Origin of the sequence: Allobosea sp. RCC_152_1 (assembly GCF_041360765.1) — a bacterium.
GTDB classification, from domain to species: domain Bacteria; phylum Pseudomonadota; class Alphaproteobacteria; order Rhizobiales; family Beijerinckiaceae; genus Allobosea; species Allobosea spartocytisi.
In genome coordinates this window covers 142,818-161,901 of the sequence record NZ_JBFUPU010000007.1, presented here as the reverse complement: position 1 = coordinate 161,901, position 19,084 = coordinate 142,818, and the positions used below count along the sequence as shown (strand labels likewise).

Genomic DNA, 19,084 nt, shown 5'->3' with positions numbered 1-19,084 from the left:
ACCCGGGTAAAATTAATCGAGCGAGGCGGGCTTGCCCTCCCAGGCAAGGGATGCTGCAATGCAGCAACGAAGGCGCGGCGTCGGTTCCGAAGCCTTGGCGGGAGGCGATTTACCGTGATCCAACCGGTTGAAACGGCGCCGATTCCCGCCATCGACATCGCCGCGCTTGCTGACGACCTTCAGGACAAGATCGAACAGGCACGGCTCGCCTCGCGCGACGACCCGTTCGGCAATCCCGTGCTGCGCGTCACGCTCTGGCTGACGCGCCTGATGGATTCGGGCGAGCTCACGACGGCGGCGGCCGGCGAGTTGGTGCGCCTGCTCGGGCGCCGGGCGCTGCGGCAGCGGGCGGGGCGCCTCGCGCGCTATGTCGGGTTGGAGCGGGACGAGACGGCGGCTTTCGCTGCACTGGCCCGGCAGCAGGCCGAAGCGGCGGGCAGTTTCTCGGCCTTCCGTGCGGCGGTGGAGCGGCCTCGTTTCGGGGCCGTCTTTACCGCGCATCCGACCTTCGGCATGACGCGCCGGCTGGCGCATGCGCTGGCCGATCTCGCCTCCGGCCATGCTGCCGCGACTGCGGTCATCGAGGAGCCGCAGCTCAGCTTCCGTCCCGACGGGCGCATCACCTTGCAGGACGAGTTCGAGCAGGCGCGCTTCGCCGTCCGGCATGCACGCGACGCGATCGACCGGCTCAACGCCGCCTTCCTGGACGAGGCGCGGCAGCGTTGGCCGCAGGACTGGACGCGGCTCGCGCCGCGGCCGGTCATCCTGGCCTCCTGGGTCGGCTGCGATACGGACGGGCGCACCGATATCGGCTGGTGGGACACGCTGCGCTACCGGCTGGAATCGAAGGACGGGCAGTTCGCCCGCATCCTCGAAAAGCTGCCCGAAGAACCCGCGACCGCGGCGTTGCGCAAGCTGGTCGACGATGCGTGCGCGGCCGTCGGGAGGCAGCTTGCGCTGGCGCCGCCGATCGGCACGCAGCCATCGCTGGAAGCGTTGCAGGCCTTCGCGCTGGCGCTCGTCCATGAGCGTGAGACGGCCTTGCCGGACTCGTCACGCCTGCTCGCGGTGCTCGACGAGGCGCTGGGTCTGGCCTCCGATGCGACGAAGCGCGTGCTGGCGCTGGTCCGGGCCGGCGTCGTCGCGCATGGCGTCTCGATCGCGCTGCCGCATTTCCGGCTCAACGCCTCGCAGCTCCATAATGCCCTGCGCGGCGTCATCCCCTCCGATGGCGAACCGGCGGAGCCGGCCGAGCGGCGGGCCTTCCTCGCCGCCGCCAATGCGGAGCTCGGCAAGGTCGAGCCGGTCGCCGTCGATTTCGGAGCGCTCGCGGCCGAGCGCGCCTCGGCCGCGCGGATGATGATGACGATCGCCCAGATCGTGAAGCATGTGGACGGCTCGCGGCCGGTGCGCTTCCTCATCGCCGAGACGGAAACCGGCTACACGCTGCTCTGCGCGCTGTGGCTGGCGAGCCGCTTCGGCATCGCCGACAAGGTCGAGATCTCGCCGCTGTTCGAGACCTCGGACGCGCTGGAGCAGGGGCCGCGCATCATCGACGAGGCGCTGCGCAGCCCGCATTTCCGCGACTATCTCAAGAGCCACGGCCGGCTCTGCATCCAGTTCGGCTATTCCGATTCCGGCCGCTATATCGGGCAGGTCGCCTCGACCTTCTGGGTCGAGCGTTTGCGCATTCGCATCTGCGAATTGCTCGCCCGCTACGAGCTCACCGACATCGAGCTCGTGATCTTCGACACGCATGGCGAGTCGGTCGGGCGCGGCGCCCATGCCGACAGCCTCGCCGACCGGCTGGCCTATCTCGACCCGCCCTTCGCCCGGCAGGCTTTCGCCAAGGCCGGCATCGCCACGGTGCGCGAGACCAGCTTCCAGGGCAGCGACGGCTATCTGCTGTTCGGCACGCCACAGCTCGCGGGCGCGACGGTCGGCCGGATCGCGGAAGCGGTGTTCGTGGCCCCCGAGGCCGCCGACGACCCGATCTATGACGAGCCCGACTTCGCCAGCGAGTTCTTCCAGACCGTGCGGGAGGAGATGAACGCGCTGGTCGACGATCCCGGCTATGCCGCGCTGATCGGCACCTTCGGTCCCTCGCTGCTCGACAAGACTGGCTCGCGTCCGGCGGCGCGGCAGACCGAAGGGGCGGGGCCGGCACGCATCCGGCATCCGCGCGAATTGCGGGCCATTCCCAACAACGCCATCCTCCAGCAGCTCGGCTGGATGGCGAACAGCCTGCATGGCATCGGCCACGGCGCGGCGCGCGCGCCCGACATCTTCCGCGCCATGCGCGAGCAGTCGGACCGCTTCGACCGCGCCTACAGGCTCGCCGCCCATGCGATGGGCCATAGCGACCTCGACGTGCTGAGGGCCTATCTCGACTCGCTCGACCCCGGCAGCTGGTTCGACCGGGCACGAAGGACGACGCGGGACGGGCGCCGGGAGGAATTGCTCGTCGTCGCCGAGGCACTGTCGCGGCTGGAACTCGCGCCCATGCTGCGGCGGCTGTTCTGGCGGCTCTCCGCGGATGCGCTGAAGCTCAGGGCCACGGCCGACGACGTGCCGCGCATGCCGGTGCGGCTCGCGGCGCTGCATGCGCTGAGGCTCGCGGCGATGCATCGCATCTGGCTGGCTGCAGCGCATATTCCCGATTTCCGGCCCCATGCCGGGTTGACGCGGGAGGCATTGTTCGAGCGGCTGCTCAGGCTCGACGTGCCGGCGTCGCTCGCGCTGCTCGCCGAGATCTTCCCGCGCGATCCCGATCCGACCATCGGGCTCGATTTCGGCGAGCCGCCCGGGCCGCGCGAGGGCGGCACCTATGAGGCGCTGCATCGCGACGTGCTGACGCCGATGCTGGAGCTCTTCGCGCTGATCCGCGAGATTTCCGGCGCGATCCAGCACGAGATCGGGGCGTTCGGGTAGCGCTGTCGCACTGCCGTCATGCTCGGACTTGACCCGAGCATCTCGTGACGCGAAGGCTCCCTATCTCCTTCGAGGCGAGATTCCCGGGTCGCCTTGCTGGCGCCCGAGAATGACGTGCGGCTGTCCGGACCGTTCACACATTGCAACGCGCTCCGATGCCACTACGTTGACGGCAGAGGGAAACGCCGACCGGGAGACGAGCCAGACATGGCCGCCACCACCTTCGACGCCGCCGGCGCGCGGATCACGATCTTTCGCGCGCTGCTCCAGGCCGTCGTGCGGCACGGCAAGAATCGTGTCGCGCTGGAGGATCCGGAGCGCCAGCCGATCACCTATGGCAGGCTCGTGCTGGGGGCGCTCGTGCTCGGCCGCAAGCTCGCGGCCCTGACGGGCGAGCGCGAGACTGTCGGCGTGCTGCTGCCGAACATGCAGGGCATGGCGGTGACGCTGTTCGCGCTCCTCGCCTATGGCCGGGTGCCGGCGATGCTGAACTTCACCGCGGGTGTGAAGAACCTGCGCGCGGCGGGCGAGCTGGCGCAGCTCAAGACCATCGTCACCTCGCGCCGCTTCGTCGAAAGGGGCGAGCTCGACAACGAGATCGCCGCGCTCGGGGAGGGCAGGCGGGTGATCTATCTCGAAGATATCCGCAAGCAGGTGACCAGCCTCGACAAAGCCTGGGGGGCGCTGCAGAGCCTCGCGCCGGGGCTGGTGCACAAGCGCTACGAGGCGGCGCCGGACGATCCGGCGGTGATTCTCTTCACCTCCGGCACGGAGGGGACGCCGAAGGGCGTGGTGTTGAGCCATGCCAATCTCGTCTCGAACGCCCGGCAGGTCTTCGCCCATGCCGCAGGGGCGATCTCGGAGCGGGACGTCTTCATGAACCCGCTGCCGGCCTTCCATTCCTTCGGGCTGACGGCGGGAATGCTGGTGCCGCTGCTGCACGGCATGAAGGTCGTGCTCTATCCGAGCCCGCTGCACTACAAGCAGGTGCCGAAGCTGATCGGCGACATGAAGGCGACCTTCCTGCTCGCCACCGACACGTTCCTGCAAGGGTATGCGCGCGCCGCGGACAAGGACGACCTGATGAGCGTGCGCTTCGTCGTCGCGGGGGCCGAGCGGGTCAAGCCCGAGACGAAGCGGATGTGGGAGCCCTATGGCACCACCATCCTCGAAGGCTATGGCTGCACCGAGTGCTCGCCCGTGCTCGCCGTCAACACGCCGCAGGCGATCCGCGAGGGCACGGTCGGCCAGCTCCTGCCCGGCATCGAGGCGAAGCTGGAGCCCGTCGAGGGCATTCATGAGGGCGGCCGCCTCACCGTGCGCGGGCCGAATGTCATGGCGGGCTATCTCGACCCGCAGCAACCCGGCAAGGTCGTGCCGCCGGAGGGGGGCTGGCACGACACCGGCGACATCGTCGTGATCGAGGACGGTTTCGTCGCGATTCGCGGCCGGGCCAAGCGCTTCGCCAAGCTCGGCGGCGAGATGGTCTCGCTGGCGGCGGTCGAAACGATGGTGGCCAAGCTCTGGCCGGACCAGAATCACGTCGTCGTCGGCCTGCCCGATCCGCGCAAGGGCGAACAGCTCATCCTCGTCACCGAGAAGGCCGATGCCGACCGCGCGGCTTTGCAGGAGGCGGCGAAACAGCAAGGCTTTCCCGAGCTCTGGGTGCCGCGCGCCATCCTGGTGACGCAGGCGATTCCCGTGCTCGGCAACGGCAAGATCGACTACGGCGCGACGCGGGAACTGGCCGCTTCGCGCCGGGCGCTGCTGTGAAATTGCCGGTTGAAATGCGTTCCGATGACCTTAGGCACTCTTAAGCCACAATCGTAACTATGTTGCGCCGCATGATGATCCCGGCCACTGCCCTCGCCGCCCTGCGCATCGCCACGCTCGCCCCGGCGCTCTCGCTGGCGAGCCCTTCCGATCTGGCGGCGCAGTCGCCCGGCGCGACCTATATCCGGCGCGACGAATGTATCGAGGCCGGCAAGCTGACGGCGGAGCAATGCGAATTCGCTTACCGCAACGCGCGGGCCGAGTTCCTGCAGAAGGCGCCGCGCTATGCCTCGCGCGCCGCCTGCGAGCGCGCCCATAAGCGCTGCGGCGCGCAGATGATCTCGGCGGGCGGCTGGGAATCCTTCGGCAAGGGTGGCGCGACCTATGTGCCGCGCTTCATCGGCGTGCGGGTGACGGGCGAGGGGGCGGCCAGGCGCGCCTTGCCGGTGGTGGAGGGGGCAACCGTGATCGCCTTCGCCGGACGGCCGATTTCCGAGTTGCAGGACAAGGTCGCGGGGCAGCGCGGCGTGGTCGGGCTCGTCAGCAATGTCGGGCGCGGGGCGCACCGGCATACCGGGCAATCCTCCGGGACCAGCGCCAAGAGCGGCGACCGCGACGACACGGTGCGCGTGCCGATGAAGGAAGAGTCGATCGGGGCCGATGTGCCACCCGGCCTCTATGTCGATCCCGATGGCGTCGAATGGTACAAGCCGGCGCGTCCGCACTGATCACGCGGATAGCGATGGCAACCGGCGCAAAGGCTGGTGCGGACGGCGGGGATCGAACCCGCATAGCCAAAGGCTGAGAGATTTTAAGTCTCTTGCGTCTACCAGTTTCGCCACGTCCGCGCGGTTCGAGCGGTAGCGGGCCGGCGCTCGCGATGCAAGCGCACGGTGACCGCCTCAGCGCTTGCGGAAGATCACGTTGAGATTGTTCGCCGGCATCTCGACGATCTCGGGCGCGCCGAAGCCGCTGGCCTGTGCGAGCGCGGTCACCTCACCGAGATCGCGCAGCCCCCATTCCGGATTGCGGCTGCGCAGGCTCTCATCGAAAGCGAGGTTGCCGGGCTCCAAGTCCCGGCCTGGGCGCCGGAACGGACCGTAGAGGCAAAGCGGCGCTCCGCCGGCAAGCAGGGCTCCGGCATGGCGGAACAGCCCTTCGGTCGCCTTCCGGGGCGCGATATGGATCATGTTGATGCAGAGGATAGCGGCCGGCGCGAGTGCGGGCCAGGCATCGCCGCTCGCGTCGATCTCGATCGGCGGCAGGATGTTGGCGAGGCCGCTTTCGGCGCTCCATGCGGCGATGCTGGCGCGCGCATCCGGGCTCGGATCGCTCGGCTGGAAGGTCAGAGACGGCAATGCCTGCGCGAAATGCAGCGCATGCTCGCCCGAGCCGCTGGCGATTTCGAGGACGAGGCCGTTCGCGGGGAGAACGTCCCGCAGCACGGCCAGGATCGCGTCGCGGTTGCGCTGGGCGGATGGCGCGCGCAGCCGCGCATCGCCTTCCGGGCGGGCGGTTTCGGCGGGATTCCAGAAGCTCGGCTTGGCGGTTGTCATGAGGCGGCCGCGATTCTCAGGGCACCCCCATCGCGTTGGAGGCGCAATACGCTATAAGGGGGCCGGAAGCTGGCCGCCAGATGTCGCGGCTTTGCAGGTCGCAGGCTGGTTTTGTTAACCGAAATCCTGATCGTCGTGGTGCTGACCGTGATCAACGGTCTGCTCTCCATGTCGGAACTCGCCGTCGTCTCATCGAGGCCGGCTCGGCTCAAGGTTCTCAGCGATCAGGGCAATAGGGGCGCGACGACCGCCCTGCGCCTCGCGTCCGATCCCGGCCGCTTCCTCTCGACGGTTCAGATCGGCATCACGCTGGTCGGCGTGCTCTCCGGCGCTTTCTCGGGCGCAACGCTCGGCACGCGCCTGTCGACGTGGCTCGGCACGCACGGATTCTCGCAATCGGTGTCCGACACGCTCGGCGTCGGCATCGTCGTCGTCGCCATCACCTATCTGTCGCTGATCCTCGGCGAGCTCGTGCCGAAGCAGGTTGCGCTGCGCGACCCCGAGCGTGTGGCGGCGCGCGTCGCGCCGGCCATGGCGTTCCTGTCCAAGATCGGCGCGCCGCTGGTCTTCCTGCTCGACATCTCCGGCAAGGCGGTGCTCGCGCTTCTCGGCCAGAAGGGCGAGTCCGAGGAGAGGGTGACCGAGGAGGAAGTGCGCACCATCATCGCGGAGGCCGAGACGGCCGGCGTGCTGGAACGCGACGAGCGCGAGATGATCACCGGCGTCATGCGCCTCGCCGACCGTTCGGCGCGGGCCCTGATGACACCGCGCCGCGAGGTCGAGGTCGTCGACCTCGCCGACAGCCCCGAGGAGATCTGCGCGCAGCTGCGGGCGACGCGCCGTTCGCGCCTGCCGGTGCAGGACGGCGAGTCGGATTCGATCGTCGGCGTCGTGGTGGTCAAGGACACGATCGATTTCCTCGGCAACGGTGACATGCAGGAATTGCGGGCGCTGGTGAACGAGGCGCCGGTGGTGATGGATACCGCGGACGCGCTGCATGTGCTGCGCGAAATCCGCTCGAGCCGGGTGCATATGGCGCTTGTCTTCGACGAATACGGTCATTTCGAGGGCATCATCACGCCGGGTGACGTGCTCGAGGCCATCATCGGCGTCTTCCAGGAGGAGGAGGAGAGCGAGCCTGCCGTGGTCGCGCGGCCGGACGGCTCCTATCTGGTCGCCGGCTGGATGCAGGCCGACGAGTTCTCGCAGGAGTTCGGCATCCCGATGCCGCGCGACGCGGACTTCCAGACCGTGGCCGGCTTCATCCTGGCCGAGATGAACCACCTGCCCAATGTCGGCGAGACCTTCGACAAGGATCGCTGGCGCTTCGAGGTGGTCGATCTCGACGGGCGCCGGATCGACAAGATCCTGCTCAGCCCGATCGTGTGATGCGGGCCGCCGGCATTGACGCCGGCGGAGCCTCCGTGGTGTAGTCGGGCCAAGGGGTTCATCGCGACGACCCCGTGAGGCCTCGGCCCAATGCTCGCGTCCAACTTCCTTGTTTCAGGATGGACGCATCATGTCTTCCAACGAACAGATCACGGTTGCGCAATTGTCCCGGCTCGTCGGCAGGCCCGACGCACCGGCGATCATCGATGTCCGGATCGACGAGGATTTCGCCGCCGATCCGGTTCTCCTGCCCACGGCGACGCGCCGCGACTACCGTGCGGTCGCGGATTGGGCATCGGACTATGCCGACCAGCAACAGGTCATCGTCGTCTGCCATCGGGGCCTCAAGCTGAGCGAAGGGGTCGCTGCCTGGCTGCGGCAAGCCGGCATCGCGGCGGAGAGCCTCGAAGGCGGGCATCTCGCCTGGCGACAGGCCGGCGGGCTCACGGTCTTGCCGGCGCATTTGCCCCCGGCCGGCCCCTCCGGCGGCAGCGTCTGGGTGACGCGGGCCCGGCCCAAGATCGACCGCATCGCCTGTCCCTGGCTCATCCGCCGCTTCGTCGATCGCAAGGCGGTGTTTCTCTTCGTGGCCGCCACGGAAGTCGAGGCGGTGGCGGAGCGCTTCGGCGCCACGCCCTTCGATGTCGAGGGCGTGTTCTGGAGCCATCGCGGACCGCGCTGCACCTTCGATGTGATGATCGAGGAGTTCGGCCTGGCCTCGCCGGCGCTCGACAGGCTCGCCCGGATCGTCAGGGCGGCCGATACCGCGACGCTGGACGCCGAACCGCAGGCCGCCGGCCTGCTGGCGGCTTCGCTCGGGCTGTCGCGCATGTTCAAGCACGATCTCGAGCAGCTCGACGCCGGCATGCTGCTCTACGATGCCTTCTATCGCTGGTGCCGGGACGCCAGCGAGGAAACCCATAACTGGCCTTCCGCGCGTCCGGTTTCGGAGCCCCGCTCATGACCGCCCTGCAATCGGACATGGCGGCCGGGCCGGCCGAGCGCATGCCGACGCTGGCCGAGGCGACGCGCGTCTGGGCGAAGATCGGTTGCCTCTCCTTCGGCGGCCCGGCCGGGCAGATCGCGCTGATGCATCGCGAGCTGGTCGAGGAGCGGCGCTGGGTCGGCGAGGAGCGCTTCCTGCATGCGCTCAACTACTGCATGCTGCTGCCGGGCCCCGAGGCGCAGCAGCTTGCGATCTATATCGGCTGGCTGATGCACCGGACGCTCGGCGGGCTGATCGCCGGGCTGCTCTTCATCCTGCCCGGCGCGCTGGTGATGCTGGGCCTGAGCGCGCTCTACGTCACCTGGCGCCATGTGCCGCTGGTCGACGGGCTGTTCTTCGGGATCAAGGCGGCTGTCCTCGCCATCGTGATCGAGGCCGGCTTCCGCATCAGCCGCCGCGCGCTGAAGACGCCGGCGATGCGGCTCGTGGCGCTGGCGGCCTTCCTCGCGCTCTTCCTGTTCAAGACGCCGTTTCCGCTCGTCATTCTCGCGGCGGCGTTCGTGGGCTGGGCCGGACATCGGCTGGCGCCGAACCTGTTCTCGACGGCGCAGCGCCATGCCGCGCTGGGTCCGCCCGTCACCGGGCTGGTCGATGAGCTGTTTGCGCGCGGGGAGCTGACGCATACGCGGCCCTCGCCGGGCAGGGCGCTGCGGGTGCTCGCGCTCTGGCTGCCCCTATGGCTGGCGCCGGTCGGGCTGCTCTGGCTGACGACCGGGGCCGGGAGCGTCTGGACGCAGATCGGCTCCTTCTTCAGCACGATGGCGGTCGTGACTTTCGGCGGCGCCTATGCGGTCTTGAGCTATGTCGCCCAGGCGGCGGTCGAGGGCTTCGGCTGGCTCGCTCCGGGCGAGATGCTGGATGGGCTCGGGCTCGCCGAGACGACGCCGGGGCCGCTCGTGCTGGTCCTGCAGTTCGTCGGCTTCCTGGCCGGCTTCCGGATGCCCGGCATGTTGCCGCCGCTGCTGGCCGGCAGCCTCGGCGCGGTCCTGACGCTGTGGGCGACCTTCGCGCCCTGCTTCCTCTGGATCTTCCTCGGAGCGCCCTATATCGAGGCGCTGCGCAGCAACGAGAGCCTCTCGGCGGCGCTGGCGGCGATCACGGCGGCTGTGGTCGGGGTGATCGCGAACCTCGCCTTGTGGTTCGGGCTGCATGTGCTGTTTCGCGAGCTGCGCAGCCTTGACCTCGTCTGGCTCTCGCCGGACGTGCCGGTGCTCTCGTCGCTGGACTGGCAGGCAGCGCTGCTGGCGGCCGGCGCCATCCTCGCGATTCTGCGGTTCCGCATCGGCATGATGCCGGTGCTCGCGGCCTGCGGGGCGGCAGGCATCGCCCTCAAGGGGCTGGGTTGAGGCTCAGCGCCGCGGCGGCTCGCCGGGCTCGATGATGCGGTACTCGGCGTCGATGATCTCGATGCGCTCGGCTGGCCGAGCCTGACCGCCGAAGGGATCGACCGCGCGGTCGAAGCCGGCGGCCTTGAGCTTGGCCTTCAGCCGCCAGACCGCGATGGCGCCGGCCACGGCGACGATGGGGATCAGGATCAGCGCAAGGCTCGCCGCCACGAGGAACAGCGTGATGCCGACGACGAAGCTTGCGGCCATGACGAGCCATGTCGCCCAGCGCGGCATCGAAGCCCCGCGACGGTTGAGCTGGTCGTAGAGATTGACGCGGATCATGTCGGTTCCACTCCTCCTCGGGCCAAGAGATAGGAACGAATTGCGGCGTTGGCGAGATGCCCTTTCGATCGGCGGCGCCCAGAGACCTTTTGACACAGGCCAAGCCGTTGGTGAGGGCCGAAAAGGAACTCAGCCCGCGTCGCGCCAGCCGTAGAGCCAGTCATAGCGCTTGCGCATCCCCTCCGGGCCGAGGCGCCGGAGCACGAGGTCGCGCCCGATGCTCCAGGGCCAGCCGAGATGGAAATTGCGGCTGTTCTCGCGGCTCGCCTCCTGCACGCGGGCGACGCGTTGCGCGCGGGCCGCGGCATAGGCGGCCATGGCAGCCTGGACGCCGGCAGCGCCCTCCCGCGCCAGATGTTCCGCCAGCAGGCGCGCGAGCACGCCAGCATCCTCGATGGCGAGCGAGGCGCCTTGGGCCAGGAAGGGCAGGACCGGGTGGGCGGCGTCGCCGAGCAGCGCGATCCGTCCCTTCGCCATGGCGGCCGGCTTGCGGTCGAACAGCGACCAGACCTGCCAGCCGGCGGCGGCGCCGGCGAGCTGTCGCAGAGCCGGTGAGGCGCCGGCGAGATGCTCGGTCAGGACGGCGCGGTCGCCTTCGCGGGTCCAGCCTTCGCGCGCCTCGCGCGCCTGGCGCAGGACGACGAGGTTGATCTGCCTCCCGCTCGATACGGGGTAATGGACGGCATGGCGTTGCGGGCCGAGATGCAAGGTCACGCGCGGCTTTTCACCCGCGATGCCGGGGGCTGCCGCCGTCGGCACCATGGCGCGCCAGGCCTCGTAGCCGGTGAATTCGGGCGCAGCCGCATCCCCCGTCAGGCCACGGATGCGCGACCACAGCCCGTCGGCGCCGATCAGGCCGAGGCCGTGCAAGGTTTCGCCGCCATTCTGACTGCCGAGCGTCGCGGTGACGCCGGCATCGTCCTGCCGCACATCCTCGACGCCGCGCCCGACCACGAAGCGGATATTGGGCATGGCGCGGGCAGCGTCGAGCAGGACGGTGTGCAGGTCGATGCGGCTCATCAGGCGAAAAGGCGTCGGCGCCCCCGCGGGATCCGCCGGCATCTCGACCACCGTCACGCCGTCGCGCCAGCGGCGGACGGCCAGCCCGTTCGAGGAAACGCCGACACGCTTCAACGGCAAGGCTAGGTCGAGCGCCTCGAGCACGCGGCCGGAATTCGGGGTGAGCTGCAGGCCGGCCCCGGTCTCGCCGAAGCCGGTGCGTTTCTCGACGACGGTCGAGGCGATGCCGCGCCGGGCCAGAGACAGAGCCGCCGCAAGGCCGCCGATGCCGGCGCCGGCGATGAGGATGTGAGGAGCGCTCAAGGCAGCCGCCTTCGATGGATCGACCGGTTGTCGCCGCAGGAGCGCAGGTGCCCCTCAGAACCTGCGCGGATGGATCGTCAGCCGCTCGGGCCGCGGCGCGAGCCTGCGGGCCGCGTCGCGGGAATCAGGCCGCCTTGGCGTCGTCGTGATACTCGCATTCCGGCGGATTCGACGCGCTGCCCTTCAGCGAGGGGTCGTATTTGAACAGCGTCGAGCAATAGGGGCAGACGATCTCGTTGTCCGAGCCCATGTCGAGGAAGACATGCGGATGGTCGAAGGGCGGCTTGGCACCGATGCACATGAATTCGTGCGCGCCGACATGGATCACGGCGACGCCTGCGTCGTTCTGGAAATGCGGGATGCCGGTCGCGGCCATGGCTCTTCGCTCTTCAAAGCTGGAATTCGCGCGCAACCTATCCCGACAGGGCGCGAGATGCCAGAGCCTGTTTAGGCTGCGGAACCGGCGCGTTTCGCCTTACGGACCGCGCAGGCAGGCTTGGGCGAGGCGGGTCATGCGGGTGCTTTCCTCGGAGGACAGCGTATCGCTGAGCGCCTTCTGCCAGAGGTTCTCGCGCTTGAGCCCGTCCACGGTGCAGGCGCAGACCTCCCGGCAGATCTGTTGCGAGTTCGAGGGCCCCGCGCAGCTTCGTTGGCATTCGGCCCGGAAGGCGCGCTCATCCGGCGAGGGCGGCGGGGCGATCTGCGTCGCCAGCATGATCAGCCCGATGAAGACCGGCTGGTGGACGAGATAGACCAGCAGGCTATGGCGGCCGCCCCAGCAGATGATTCGGGTTGGCCACGAACGCGGCCGCCAGCTCGCCGCGGCCGTCCCGTCGAGGCGGGGCAGGACGAGGCGCGCCAGCGCGATGCCGGTGAGCACGCAGCCGAACCAGGGGAAGACCGGGACGAAATCGGCCGTCTGGATCGGCGCATGCGAGAAGCCGAGCCAGACCGCCCAGGGCTGGTCGAGCAGGGGGCTCGCGACGAAGGCGGGCAGGGCGAAGGCGAGCGCCGCGGCGAGGATGACAGGGATCACCGGCAGGCGCAGGAACGGCAGGGCGAGCACGCTCGCCAGCGCGACATGGTGCAGGATGCCGAAGAAGATGAAGTTCTCGCGCATCGCGAAGAAGGTGCCGACCGTCACGAGAGCGGCAGCCGCGGCGACCATGGCCAGGCGTTTCAGAAAGGCGTTGCGATTCAGCCCCTTGCGCGTCGCCAGCACGAGGCTGACGCCGACCACGACCAGGAAGGAGCCGGCGATGCAGCGCGCGAACAGCCGCCAGCCCGGCTCGAAGGCGATATCGGTCTCGATCAATCCGAAATTCGAGAGATCATAGGCGAAATGGAAGACGAACATCGCCAGCAAGGCGATGCCACGCGCCAGATCGACGAGCTGGATTCGGCCGCCCTTCGATAGGGAGGCCGGGGTCGGCGCGGGCGAAGCGTTTGCGGCAGGCTCGGTCATGGCCGTCGTTCATAAGCAAGCGGCGCGCTGGCGGCTACCCAAAGTGGCTTGGGCATGGCAGGGAAGGCGACAGTCGAACGGACCTCCATGACGGAACCCATGCAGAGCTTTTCCTCCGACGGCGTGCGGATCGCCTATGTCGACCTCGCGCCCACCGGCGATGTGCCGAAGCACGAGACCGTGGTGCTCGTCCACGGCTTCGCCTCGAGCCATGTCATCAACTGGGTCAACACCCAGTGGACGAAGACGCTGACCCATGCCGGCTACCGCGTCGTCGCCCTCGACGATCGCGGCCATGGCGAAAGCGAGAAGCTCTACGACCCGGCGGCCTATTCCTCGCAGATCATGGCCGAGGATGTGCGCCGGCTGATGGACCATCTCGATATCCCGCGCGCGGCGGTGATGGGCTATTCGATGGGCGCGCGCATCTCGGCGCATCTGGCGCTGGCGCATCCGCAGCGGCTCAACGCGCTGCTGCTCGGCGGGCTCGGCATTCATCTGGTCGAAGGGGTGGGGCTGCCGATCGGCATCGCCGATGCGATGGAGGCGCCGTCGCTCGCTACCCTGACCGATCCGATGCAGCGCATGTTCCGCGCCTTCGCCGAACAGACCAAGAGCGACCTCAAGGCGCTGGCCGCCTGCATCCGCGGCTCGCGCCAGACGCTGACGGCCGGGCAGGTCGGCCAGATTTCGGTGCCCACCCTGATCAGCGTCGGCACGAAGGACGACGTCTCAGGCTCCGGCCCGGAGCTGGCGAAGCTCATTCCCGGTGCCGAGTCCTTCGATATCGTCGGGCGAGACCACAATCTCGCGGTGGGCGACAAGAGCCACAAGCAGGCCGTGCTCGACTTCCTCGCGCGGTTGTGAGATGGACGGCGTGCGAGCAGGTTCCTCCGAAATGCGGGCGAAACCAATGTGTTGTCGAAAACGGTTCACGCGCTGATTCCGCTGCCTTCCATATTGATTCAACCCCGCTCTGCGTTTGCCTTTGGCCTCTGGCCCCTTCCTGGTGCTAGTCTAGGCTTCTGCCGAACGGTTATCCCCGGAGAACGATCATGCCGTCAGGGCACTCCGCCGTAGACATCCGCGATGCCGCCAGCGGTCTCGACCGGGTCGATCCCGTCTGGTCGCGCCTGCGCCGCGAGGCCGAGGCCGCCGTCGCTGCCGAGCCGGCGCTCGGCACGCTCATCGTCGCCTCGGTGCTGAACCAGCCGAGCTTCGAAGGCGCCGTCGCGCATCGCGTGGCGGCCCGGCTCGGCCACCCGGCCGTGACGGCCGACCTGATCGAGCAGGCCTTCACCGAGGCGATGGCCGATGATGACACCATCGGCCCCGGCATGCGCGCCGACGTCATGGCCGTGCTCGACCGCGATCCGGCCTGCTACCGCGTGCTGGAGCCGGTGCTGTTCTTCAAGGGCTTCCACGCCCTGCAATGCCACCGGCTGGCGCATTGGCTGTGGATGCGGGACCGGCGCGATTTCGCGCTCTATCTTCAGGCGCGCTCCTCCGAAGTGTTCCAGACCGACATCAACCCGGCTGCCCGGATCGGCAAGGGCGTCTTCCTCGACCATGCGACCGGGCTCGTCGTCGGGGAGACGGCGGTGATCGAGGACAATGTCTCGATGCTGCACGGCGTCACGCTCGGCGGCACGGGCAAGCAGGGCGGTGATCGGCATCCCAAGATCCGCAAGGGTGTGCTGATCGGCGCCGGCGCCAAGATCCTCGGCAATATCGAGGTCGGCCAGTGCAGCCGCGTCGCGGCCGGTTCGGTCGTGCTCCAGCCGGTGCCGCGGAATAAGACCGTGGCGGGCGTGCCGGCCAAGGTCGTCGGGGAGGCCGGCTGTGCCGAGCCCTCGCGCTCGATGGACCAGATTCTTGGCGGCGATTGCGGCGCCTATATCTGAGCCGCTTCGTCGGCCGAGGCTGCAAGCCATTCCATGATCTCGACCCGGCGTGCATGCGCGCTGGAGCCCGTGGCTGGACTCAAGGTGAGCCTGTCCGGCGTCGGCATGGCCTGCCGGAAGGGCGCAGCCAGCCGGCCAGCGGCCAGAAGGGGTGCGACGAGGCTCATTCGGCCCATGAGCACGCCGGAGCCCGAGAGCGCTGCGTCCAGCGCCAGGGCATAGAGCGAGAAGGCCGGCCCGCGCCCTGAATCGACCTTGGCCTCCGGCGCGGCGAAGCCGAGCCAGCGCGCCCAGTCGCCGCGCCAGACGGCATCGTGCAGCAGGGTCTGCCGCGCCAGATCGGCGGGTGAAGCCAGCCGGGCGGCCAGCGCGGGCGTGCAGACGGGCAGGATCGCGTCGGGGCCGATCTGGATCGCGGACGGCTCCGCGACGGTGTCCCGATAGAACAGCGAGAGATCATAGGGGTCCCGTCGCGGGTCCGGCGGCTCCTCCATGGCCGCGACGGAAACCTGCAGTTCCGGAAAAGCCTGCTGCAACCGGCCCAGACGCGGCGAGAGCCAGAGCTGGGCGATGCAGGGCAGGGCGGCGATGGCGAGCGGCCGGTGCGGCTGCGCTTCGCGCAGGGCCTGCACCGCCTGGCCGAGCATGTCGAAGCCGCGTGTCAGCCTGGGCAGCGCCTCGCGCGCCGCGTCCGTCAGGGCGACGCCTTGCGGCAGCCGGCGAAACAGCGGGAAGCCGAGCCCGGTTTCGAGCTGCCGGATCTGCTGGGTGATCGCGCCGGCGGTGACGCCGATTTCCTCCGCCGCCTTGGCGAAGCTTTCCAGCCGCGCAGCTGCCTCGAAGGCCCGCAAGGCGGTGAGCGGGGGCAGGCGCGGGCGCGGCGGCTTGACGGGCAAGGGAAGCTCCGGGTCGAGGCTGAGATTTCCTCATCCTCCTGGCCATGAATACTCATTTGCGCGCGACGCGGCAAACCGATGAGATGGCTCAGGTCCCAAACAGGCACCGGGACAACAATCGCTGAAGTGGAGGATGGGGCATGATGGCTCTGGGCAGGCGCGATTGGGTGCCGCAGGCGAGCGAGGACTATATCCAGCGGATCGCCGGCGAGACGGCGGGCCAGCCGCTCGATGCCATCGCGGACAGGATTACGGCGCTGACCGCCGAGAACCGCGCCATCCACGAGCGCGATTGCGTCAACCTCAACCCTGCCACCAATGTGATGAACCCGAAGGCCGAGGCCCTGCTCTCGGCCGGGATCGGGGCGCGGCCCTCGCTCGGCTATCCCGGCGACAAATACGAGATGGGGCTGGAGGCGATCGAGCAGATCGAGGTGATCGCGGCCGAGCTCGCAGCCGAGGTTTTCGGCGCGACATATGCGGAGATCCGCGTGCCCTCCGGCGCCATCGCCAATCTCTACGCCTTCATGGTCGCGGCAAAGGCGGGCGACTGCATCATCGCGCCGCCGGGCGAGATCGGCGGGCATGTCACGCATCACGGCGCGGGCGCGGCCGGGCTCTACGGCATCGTCACCCATCCGGCGCCGATCGATCCGGTGAAGTACACGGTCGATGTCGAAAAGCTGCGCGCGGATGCGCTCAGGCTCCGCCCGAAGCTGATCTCGATCGGCGGCAGCCTCAATCTCTTCCCCCATCCGATCCGCGAGATCCGCGCCATCGCCGACGAGGTCGGTGCGCTCGTGCTGTTCGACGCGGCGCATATGTCCGGCATGATCGCCGGCCATGGCTGGCAGCAGCCGCTGGAGGAGGGTGCTCATCTGATGACGATGAGCACCTATAAGAGCCTCGGCGGGCCGCCTTCAGGGTTGATCGTCACCAACGATGCGGAGATCGCGAAAAAACTCGACGCCATCGCCTATCCCGGGCTGACGGCTAATTTCGACGCGGCGAAATCGGCTGCTCTGGCCGTCTCGCTGCTCGATTGGAAGGCGCATGGCCGCGCCTATGCGCAGGAGATGGCGAAGACGGCGAAGGCCTTGGCCGAGGCTCTGTCAGAGCGGCAGGTGCCGGTTTTCGCCCGCGACCGAGGCATGACGACCTCGCATCAGTTCGCCATCGAAGCCGCGCCCTATGGCGGTGGGCAGGCGGCAGCGAAGCGGCTTCGCGCGGTCAACATCCTGTCCTGTGGCATCGGCCTGCCGCTGCCGGCGGTGGAGGGCGATGTGAACGGGCTCAGGCTCGGCACGCCGGAGATCGTGCGCTTCGGCATGACGGCCGCCGACATGCCGGAGCTGGCGGGTTATATCGCCGAGGGGTTGAACGGCTCGCGTCCGGCCGAGGCGGTGGCGAAGGACGTGACGGCATTCCGCGGCCGCTTCCGCGAGCTGCATTTCATGCGCTGAACGGCCGCATCGTCATGCTCGGGCTTGACCCGAGCATCTCGTGACCGAGAGGCTCGGAAGTCCCTTCTCGCGAGAGATTCTCGGGTCTGCGCTTCGCTCCGCCCGAGAATGACGCTGTGTTGCAGTCAATAGGGTTCGGGCTCAAGCGTAGCGCGCTTGCCTCGGCTCTGCCGTTCAGCCCGGCAGATCCGCCTCGCCGATCCAGAAGACTTCCGCCTCGCTCTCCTCGGTGTCGAGCCAGGTGAAGGGCAGGTCGTATGCGGCTTCGAGCGCCTCGCGCCCGGTGCCGACCTCGCAGAGGAGCGCGCCGCCCGGATTCAAGTGGGCGCGGGCCTGCGCCAGAATGCAGTGCACGAGGTCGAGCCCGTCGTTGCCAGCGATATGGGCCATCTGCGGCTCGCTCGCATATTCCGGCGGGAAGGCGGCGACCTCCTCGGCGGTGACATAGGGCGGGTTGGCGATGATGAGGTCGTAACGCTGTCCATCGAGCGGGGCGAAGAGATCGCCCTGGAGCAGATGGACGCGATCGTCGAGATCGTAATCGGCGACATTGAGGCGGGCGACATCGAGCGCGTCCGGCGAGAGTTCGACGGCATCGACCTCGGCATTGGGAAAGCGTCCGGCGGCGATGATGGCGAGGCAGGCGGAGCCGGTGCAGAGGTCGAGCACGCGATCGACGGCTTCCGGCTCCGGGACGAGGCCGAGTCCTTCCGATTCGAGCACACCGCGCATCAGGAGTTCGCCGATATAGGAGCGCGGGACGATGACGCGCTCATCGACCCGGAAGCCGAGGCCGTGGATATAGGCGCGCCCGACGAGATAGGGCGCGGGCTTGCGCGTGGTGACCCGCGCCTCGATCAGGTCCAACAGGCGCGCTCGCTCGCTGCGGGTCAGGCGCGCATCGAGCCAGGGATTGATGTCGTCGACCGGGAGCTTGAGCGCCTCCAGGAGCAGGAAGGCGGCTTCGTCGAGCGCGTTGGTGGTGCCGTGGCCGAAGCTCAGCCCCGCCGCGTTGAAGCGCGAGACGGCATAGCGCAGCAGATCGCGCAGGGTGAGGAGGTCGTCGAGGGCGGTCATTGTCGGGGGCGGTTTGTCCGGGTGGCGTCGCCAGCCTCTTACAGGGCGGTGAAGGAAAGCGCCAAGCGGTCTCCTCCCGGGCGAGCCGCATGGCTTAGAGCATCGGCCCGAAAAGTGGCACGCGGTTTTCGGGAAAAGCCGATGTAAAAACAAAGAGCTACAGCATCGGACCGAATACAATGTTCGGTCCGATGCTGTAGCGCGTCGTCCGCGTCAGGAACTGCCGGCCGGGGCGAAGAAGCAGAGCAGATCTCCGGCATCGTCGATGCAGAGATGAAAGTGGCCGTCGGGCGATTCCTTGGCCTTGTCATAGGGGATTTCGAGGATCAACGGCTGGCGCCGTTCGGTCGGCCACATCGGGTGCGTGCCGGGCGCGACGGTGACGATGAAGCCACCATGGCCTTCGCGCACGGTCTCGGCCGCGATCGGGGCGCAGTCGGCGCCGGAGCAGCAGTAGAACGGATAGTCCCAGCCAGTTGGGGCCTGATGCGAAAGCGCCGGCGCCGCTCCCACAGCCAGGATAGCCACCATGGCGAATGAAGCGATCAAGCGCATCGGCCAGCCCTCACCCGCAAGTTTGCGGCGCGAAAGGCGGCGAATGCATGGCGGAGCACCCGGTTCCGGCTACCCC

General features: G+C 68.6%; 17 protein-coding genes and 1 tRNA gene. 9 read left to right on the top strand and 9 right to left on the bottom strand.

All coding sequences use genetic code 11. The annotated features are described in order from the left end of the window. Positions 1-114 precede the first annotated feature (114 nt). From AB6806_RS22070 to AB6806_RS22060, 3 genes are all read left to right on the top strand, one after another. Complete coding sequence (locus AB6806_RS22070; protein WP_370955568.1) at positions 115-2,931, top strand: phosphoenolpyruvate carboxylase; 2,817 nt, start codon at positions 115-117, stop codon at positions 2,929-2,931. A gap of 207 nt (positions 2,932-3,138) precedes the next feature. Further along, positions 3,139-4,704, top strand: coding sequence for an AMP-binding protein (locus AB6806_RS22065; RefSeq protein ID WP_133563371.1), 1,566 nt, complete (start codon positions 3,139-3,141; stop codon positions 4,702-4,704). Between the two features lie 71 nt (positions 4,705-4,775). Further along, on the top strand, positions 4,776-5,432 hold the full coding sequence (locus tag AB6806_RS22060) for a DUF1190 domain-containing protein (RefSeq protein WP_248311080.1): 657 nt from the start codon (positions 4,776-4,778) through the stop codon (positions 5,430-5,432). 34 nt (positions 5,433-5,466) lie between these two features. Here the strand turns inward: AB6806_RS22060 and AB6806_RS22055 are convergent. Beyond that, positions 5,467-5,552: transfer RNA gene (locus AB6806_RS22055), tRNA-Leu, on the bottom strand. 54 nt (positions 5,553-5,606) lie between these two features. Continuing rightward, positions 5,607-6,260 (bottom strand): DUF938 domain-containing protein, encoded by a 654-nt coding sequence (locus tag AB6806_RS22050; RefSeq protein ID WP_370955567.1) that lies wholly within the window; start codon positions 6,258-6,260, stop codon positions 5,607-5,609. A gap of 126 nt (positions 6,261-6,386) precedes the next feature. Here AB6806_RS22050 and AB6806_RS22045 point away from each other — a divergent pair, with 126 nt between their 5' ends. From AB6806_RS22045 to chrA, 3 genes are all read left to right on the top strand, one after another. Then, the gene (locus tag AB6806_RS22045; protein ID WP_370955585.1) at positions 6,387-7,649 is read left to right on the top strand and encodes a hemolysin family protein; all 1,263 of its coding nucleotides are present in this window, start codon (positions 6,387-6,389) and stop codon (positions 7,647-7,649) included. A 130-nt stretch (positions 7,650-7,779) separates the two neighbouring features. After that, positions 7,780-8,613 carry a chromate resistance protein ChrB domain-containing protein gene (locus AB6806_RS22040; protein WP_370955566.1) on the top strand — a complete coding sequence of 278 codons (834 nt, stop codon included), beginning with the start codon at positions 7,780-7,782 and terminating at the stop codon, positions 8,611-8,613. Next, a complete protein-coding gene (chrA, locus tag AB6806_RS22035) occupies positions 8,610-10,001 on the top strand; it encodes a chromate efflux transporter (RefSeq protein ID WP_370955565.1) in 1,392 nt (463 codons plus the stop codon). The genes AB6806_RS22040 and chrA overlap by 4 nt, the downstream gene beginning before the upstream one ends. A 3-nt stretch (positions 10,002-10,004) precedes the next feature. Here the strand turns inward: chrA and AB6806_RS22030 are convergent, their stop codons facing one another. The 4 genes from AB6806_RS22030 to AB6806_RS22015 form a co-directional block, all read right to left on the bottom strand. After that, positions 10,005-10,325, bottom strand: coding sequence for a hypothetical protein (locus tag AB6806_RS22030; protein ID WP_370955564.1), 321 nt, complete (start codon positions 10,323-10,325; stop codon positions 10,005-10,007). Positions 10,326-10,454: 129 nt separating this feature from the next. Then, positions 10,455-11,648: an FAD-dependent monooxygenase gene (locus AB6806_RS22025; protein WP_370955563.1), complete on the bottom strand. Its 1,194-nt coding sequence runs from the start codon at positions 11,646-11,648 to the stop codon at positions 10,455-10,457. 124 nt (positions 11,649-11,772) lie between these two features. Beyond that, positions 11,773-12,024, bottom strand: a complete 252-nt coding sequence (locus tag AB6806_RS22020; protein WP_038358462.1) for a zinc-finger domain-containing protein — start codon at positions 12,022-12,024, stop codon at positions 11,773-11,775. Positions 12,025-12,123: 99 nt separating this feature from the next. After that, positions 12,124-13,113: an acetyltransferase domain-containing protein gene (locus AB6806_RS22015; RefSeq protein ID WP_370955562.1), complete on the bottom strand. Its 990-nt coding sequence runs from the start codon at positions 13,111-13,113 to the stop codon at positions 12,124-12,126. Positions 13,114-13,212: 99 nt separating this feature from the next. Here AB6806_RS22015 and AB6806_RS22010 point away from each other — a divergent pair, with 99 nt between their 5' ends. Beyond that, positions 13,213-13,980 (top strand): alpha/beta fold hydrolase, encoded by a 768-nt coding sequence (locus AB6806_RS22010; protein ID WP_038359891.1) that lies wholly within the window; start codon positions 13,213-13,215, stop codon positions 13,978-13,980. A gap of 188 nt (positions 13,981-14,168) precedes the next feature. Beyond that, complete coding sequence (gene cysE / locus AB6806_RS22005) at positions 14,169-15,017, top strand: serine O-acetyltransferase (RefSeq protein ID WP_112764569.1); 849 nt, start codon at positions 14,169-14,171, stop codon at positions 15,015-15,017. Here the strand turns inward: cysE and AB6806_RS22000 are convergent. Continuing rightward, positions 15,008-15,913, bottom strand: a complete 906-nt coding sequence (locus tag AB6806_RS22000) for a LysR family transcriptional regulator (RefSeq protein WP_370955561.1) — start codon at positions 15,911-15,913, stop codon at positions 15,008-15,010. The two genes, cysE and AB6806_RS22000, sit on opposite strands and share 10 nt — an antisense overlap. Before the next feature lie 140 nt (positions 15,914-16,053). Here AB6806_RS22000 and AB6806_RS21995 point away from each other — a divergent pair, with 140 nt between their 5' ends. Then, on the top strand, positions 16,054-17,376 hold the full coding sequence (locus AB6806_RS21995; protein ID WP_210245682.1) for a serine hydroxymethyltransferase: 1,323 nt from the start codon (positions 16,054-16,056) through the stop codon (positions 17,374-17,376). Between the two features lie 174 nt (positions 17,377-17,550). Here AB6806_RS21995 and prmB read toward each other — a convergent pair whose 3' ends face one another. Beyond that, entirely contained in the window at positions 17,551-18,453 is a 903-nt protein-coding gene (gene prmB / locus AB6806_RS21990; protein ID WP_142022533.1) for a 50S ribosomal protein L3 N(5)-glutamine methyltransferase, read from the bottom strand. A gap of 213 nt (positions 18,454-18,666) precedes the next feature. Further along, positions 18,667-19,008 carry a hypothetical protein gene (locus AB6806_RS21985; protein ID WP_112764573.1) on the bottom strand — a complete coding sequence of 114 codons (342 nt, stop codon included), beginning with the start codon at positions 19,006-19,008 and terminating at the stop codon, positions 18,667-18,669. Positions 19,009-19,084: the final 76 nt, after the last annotated feature.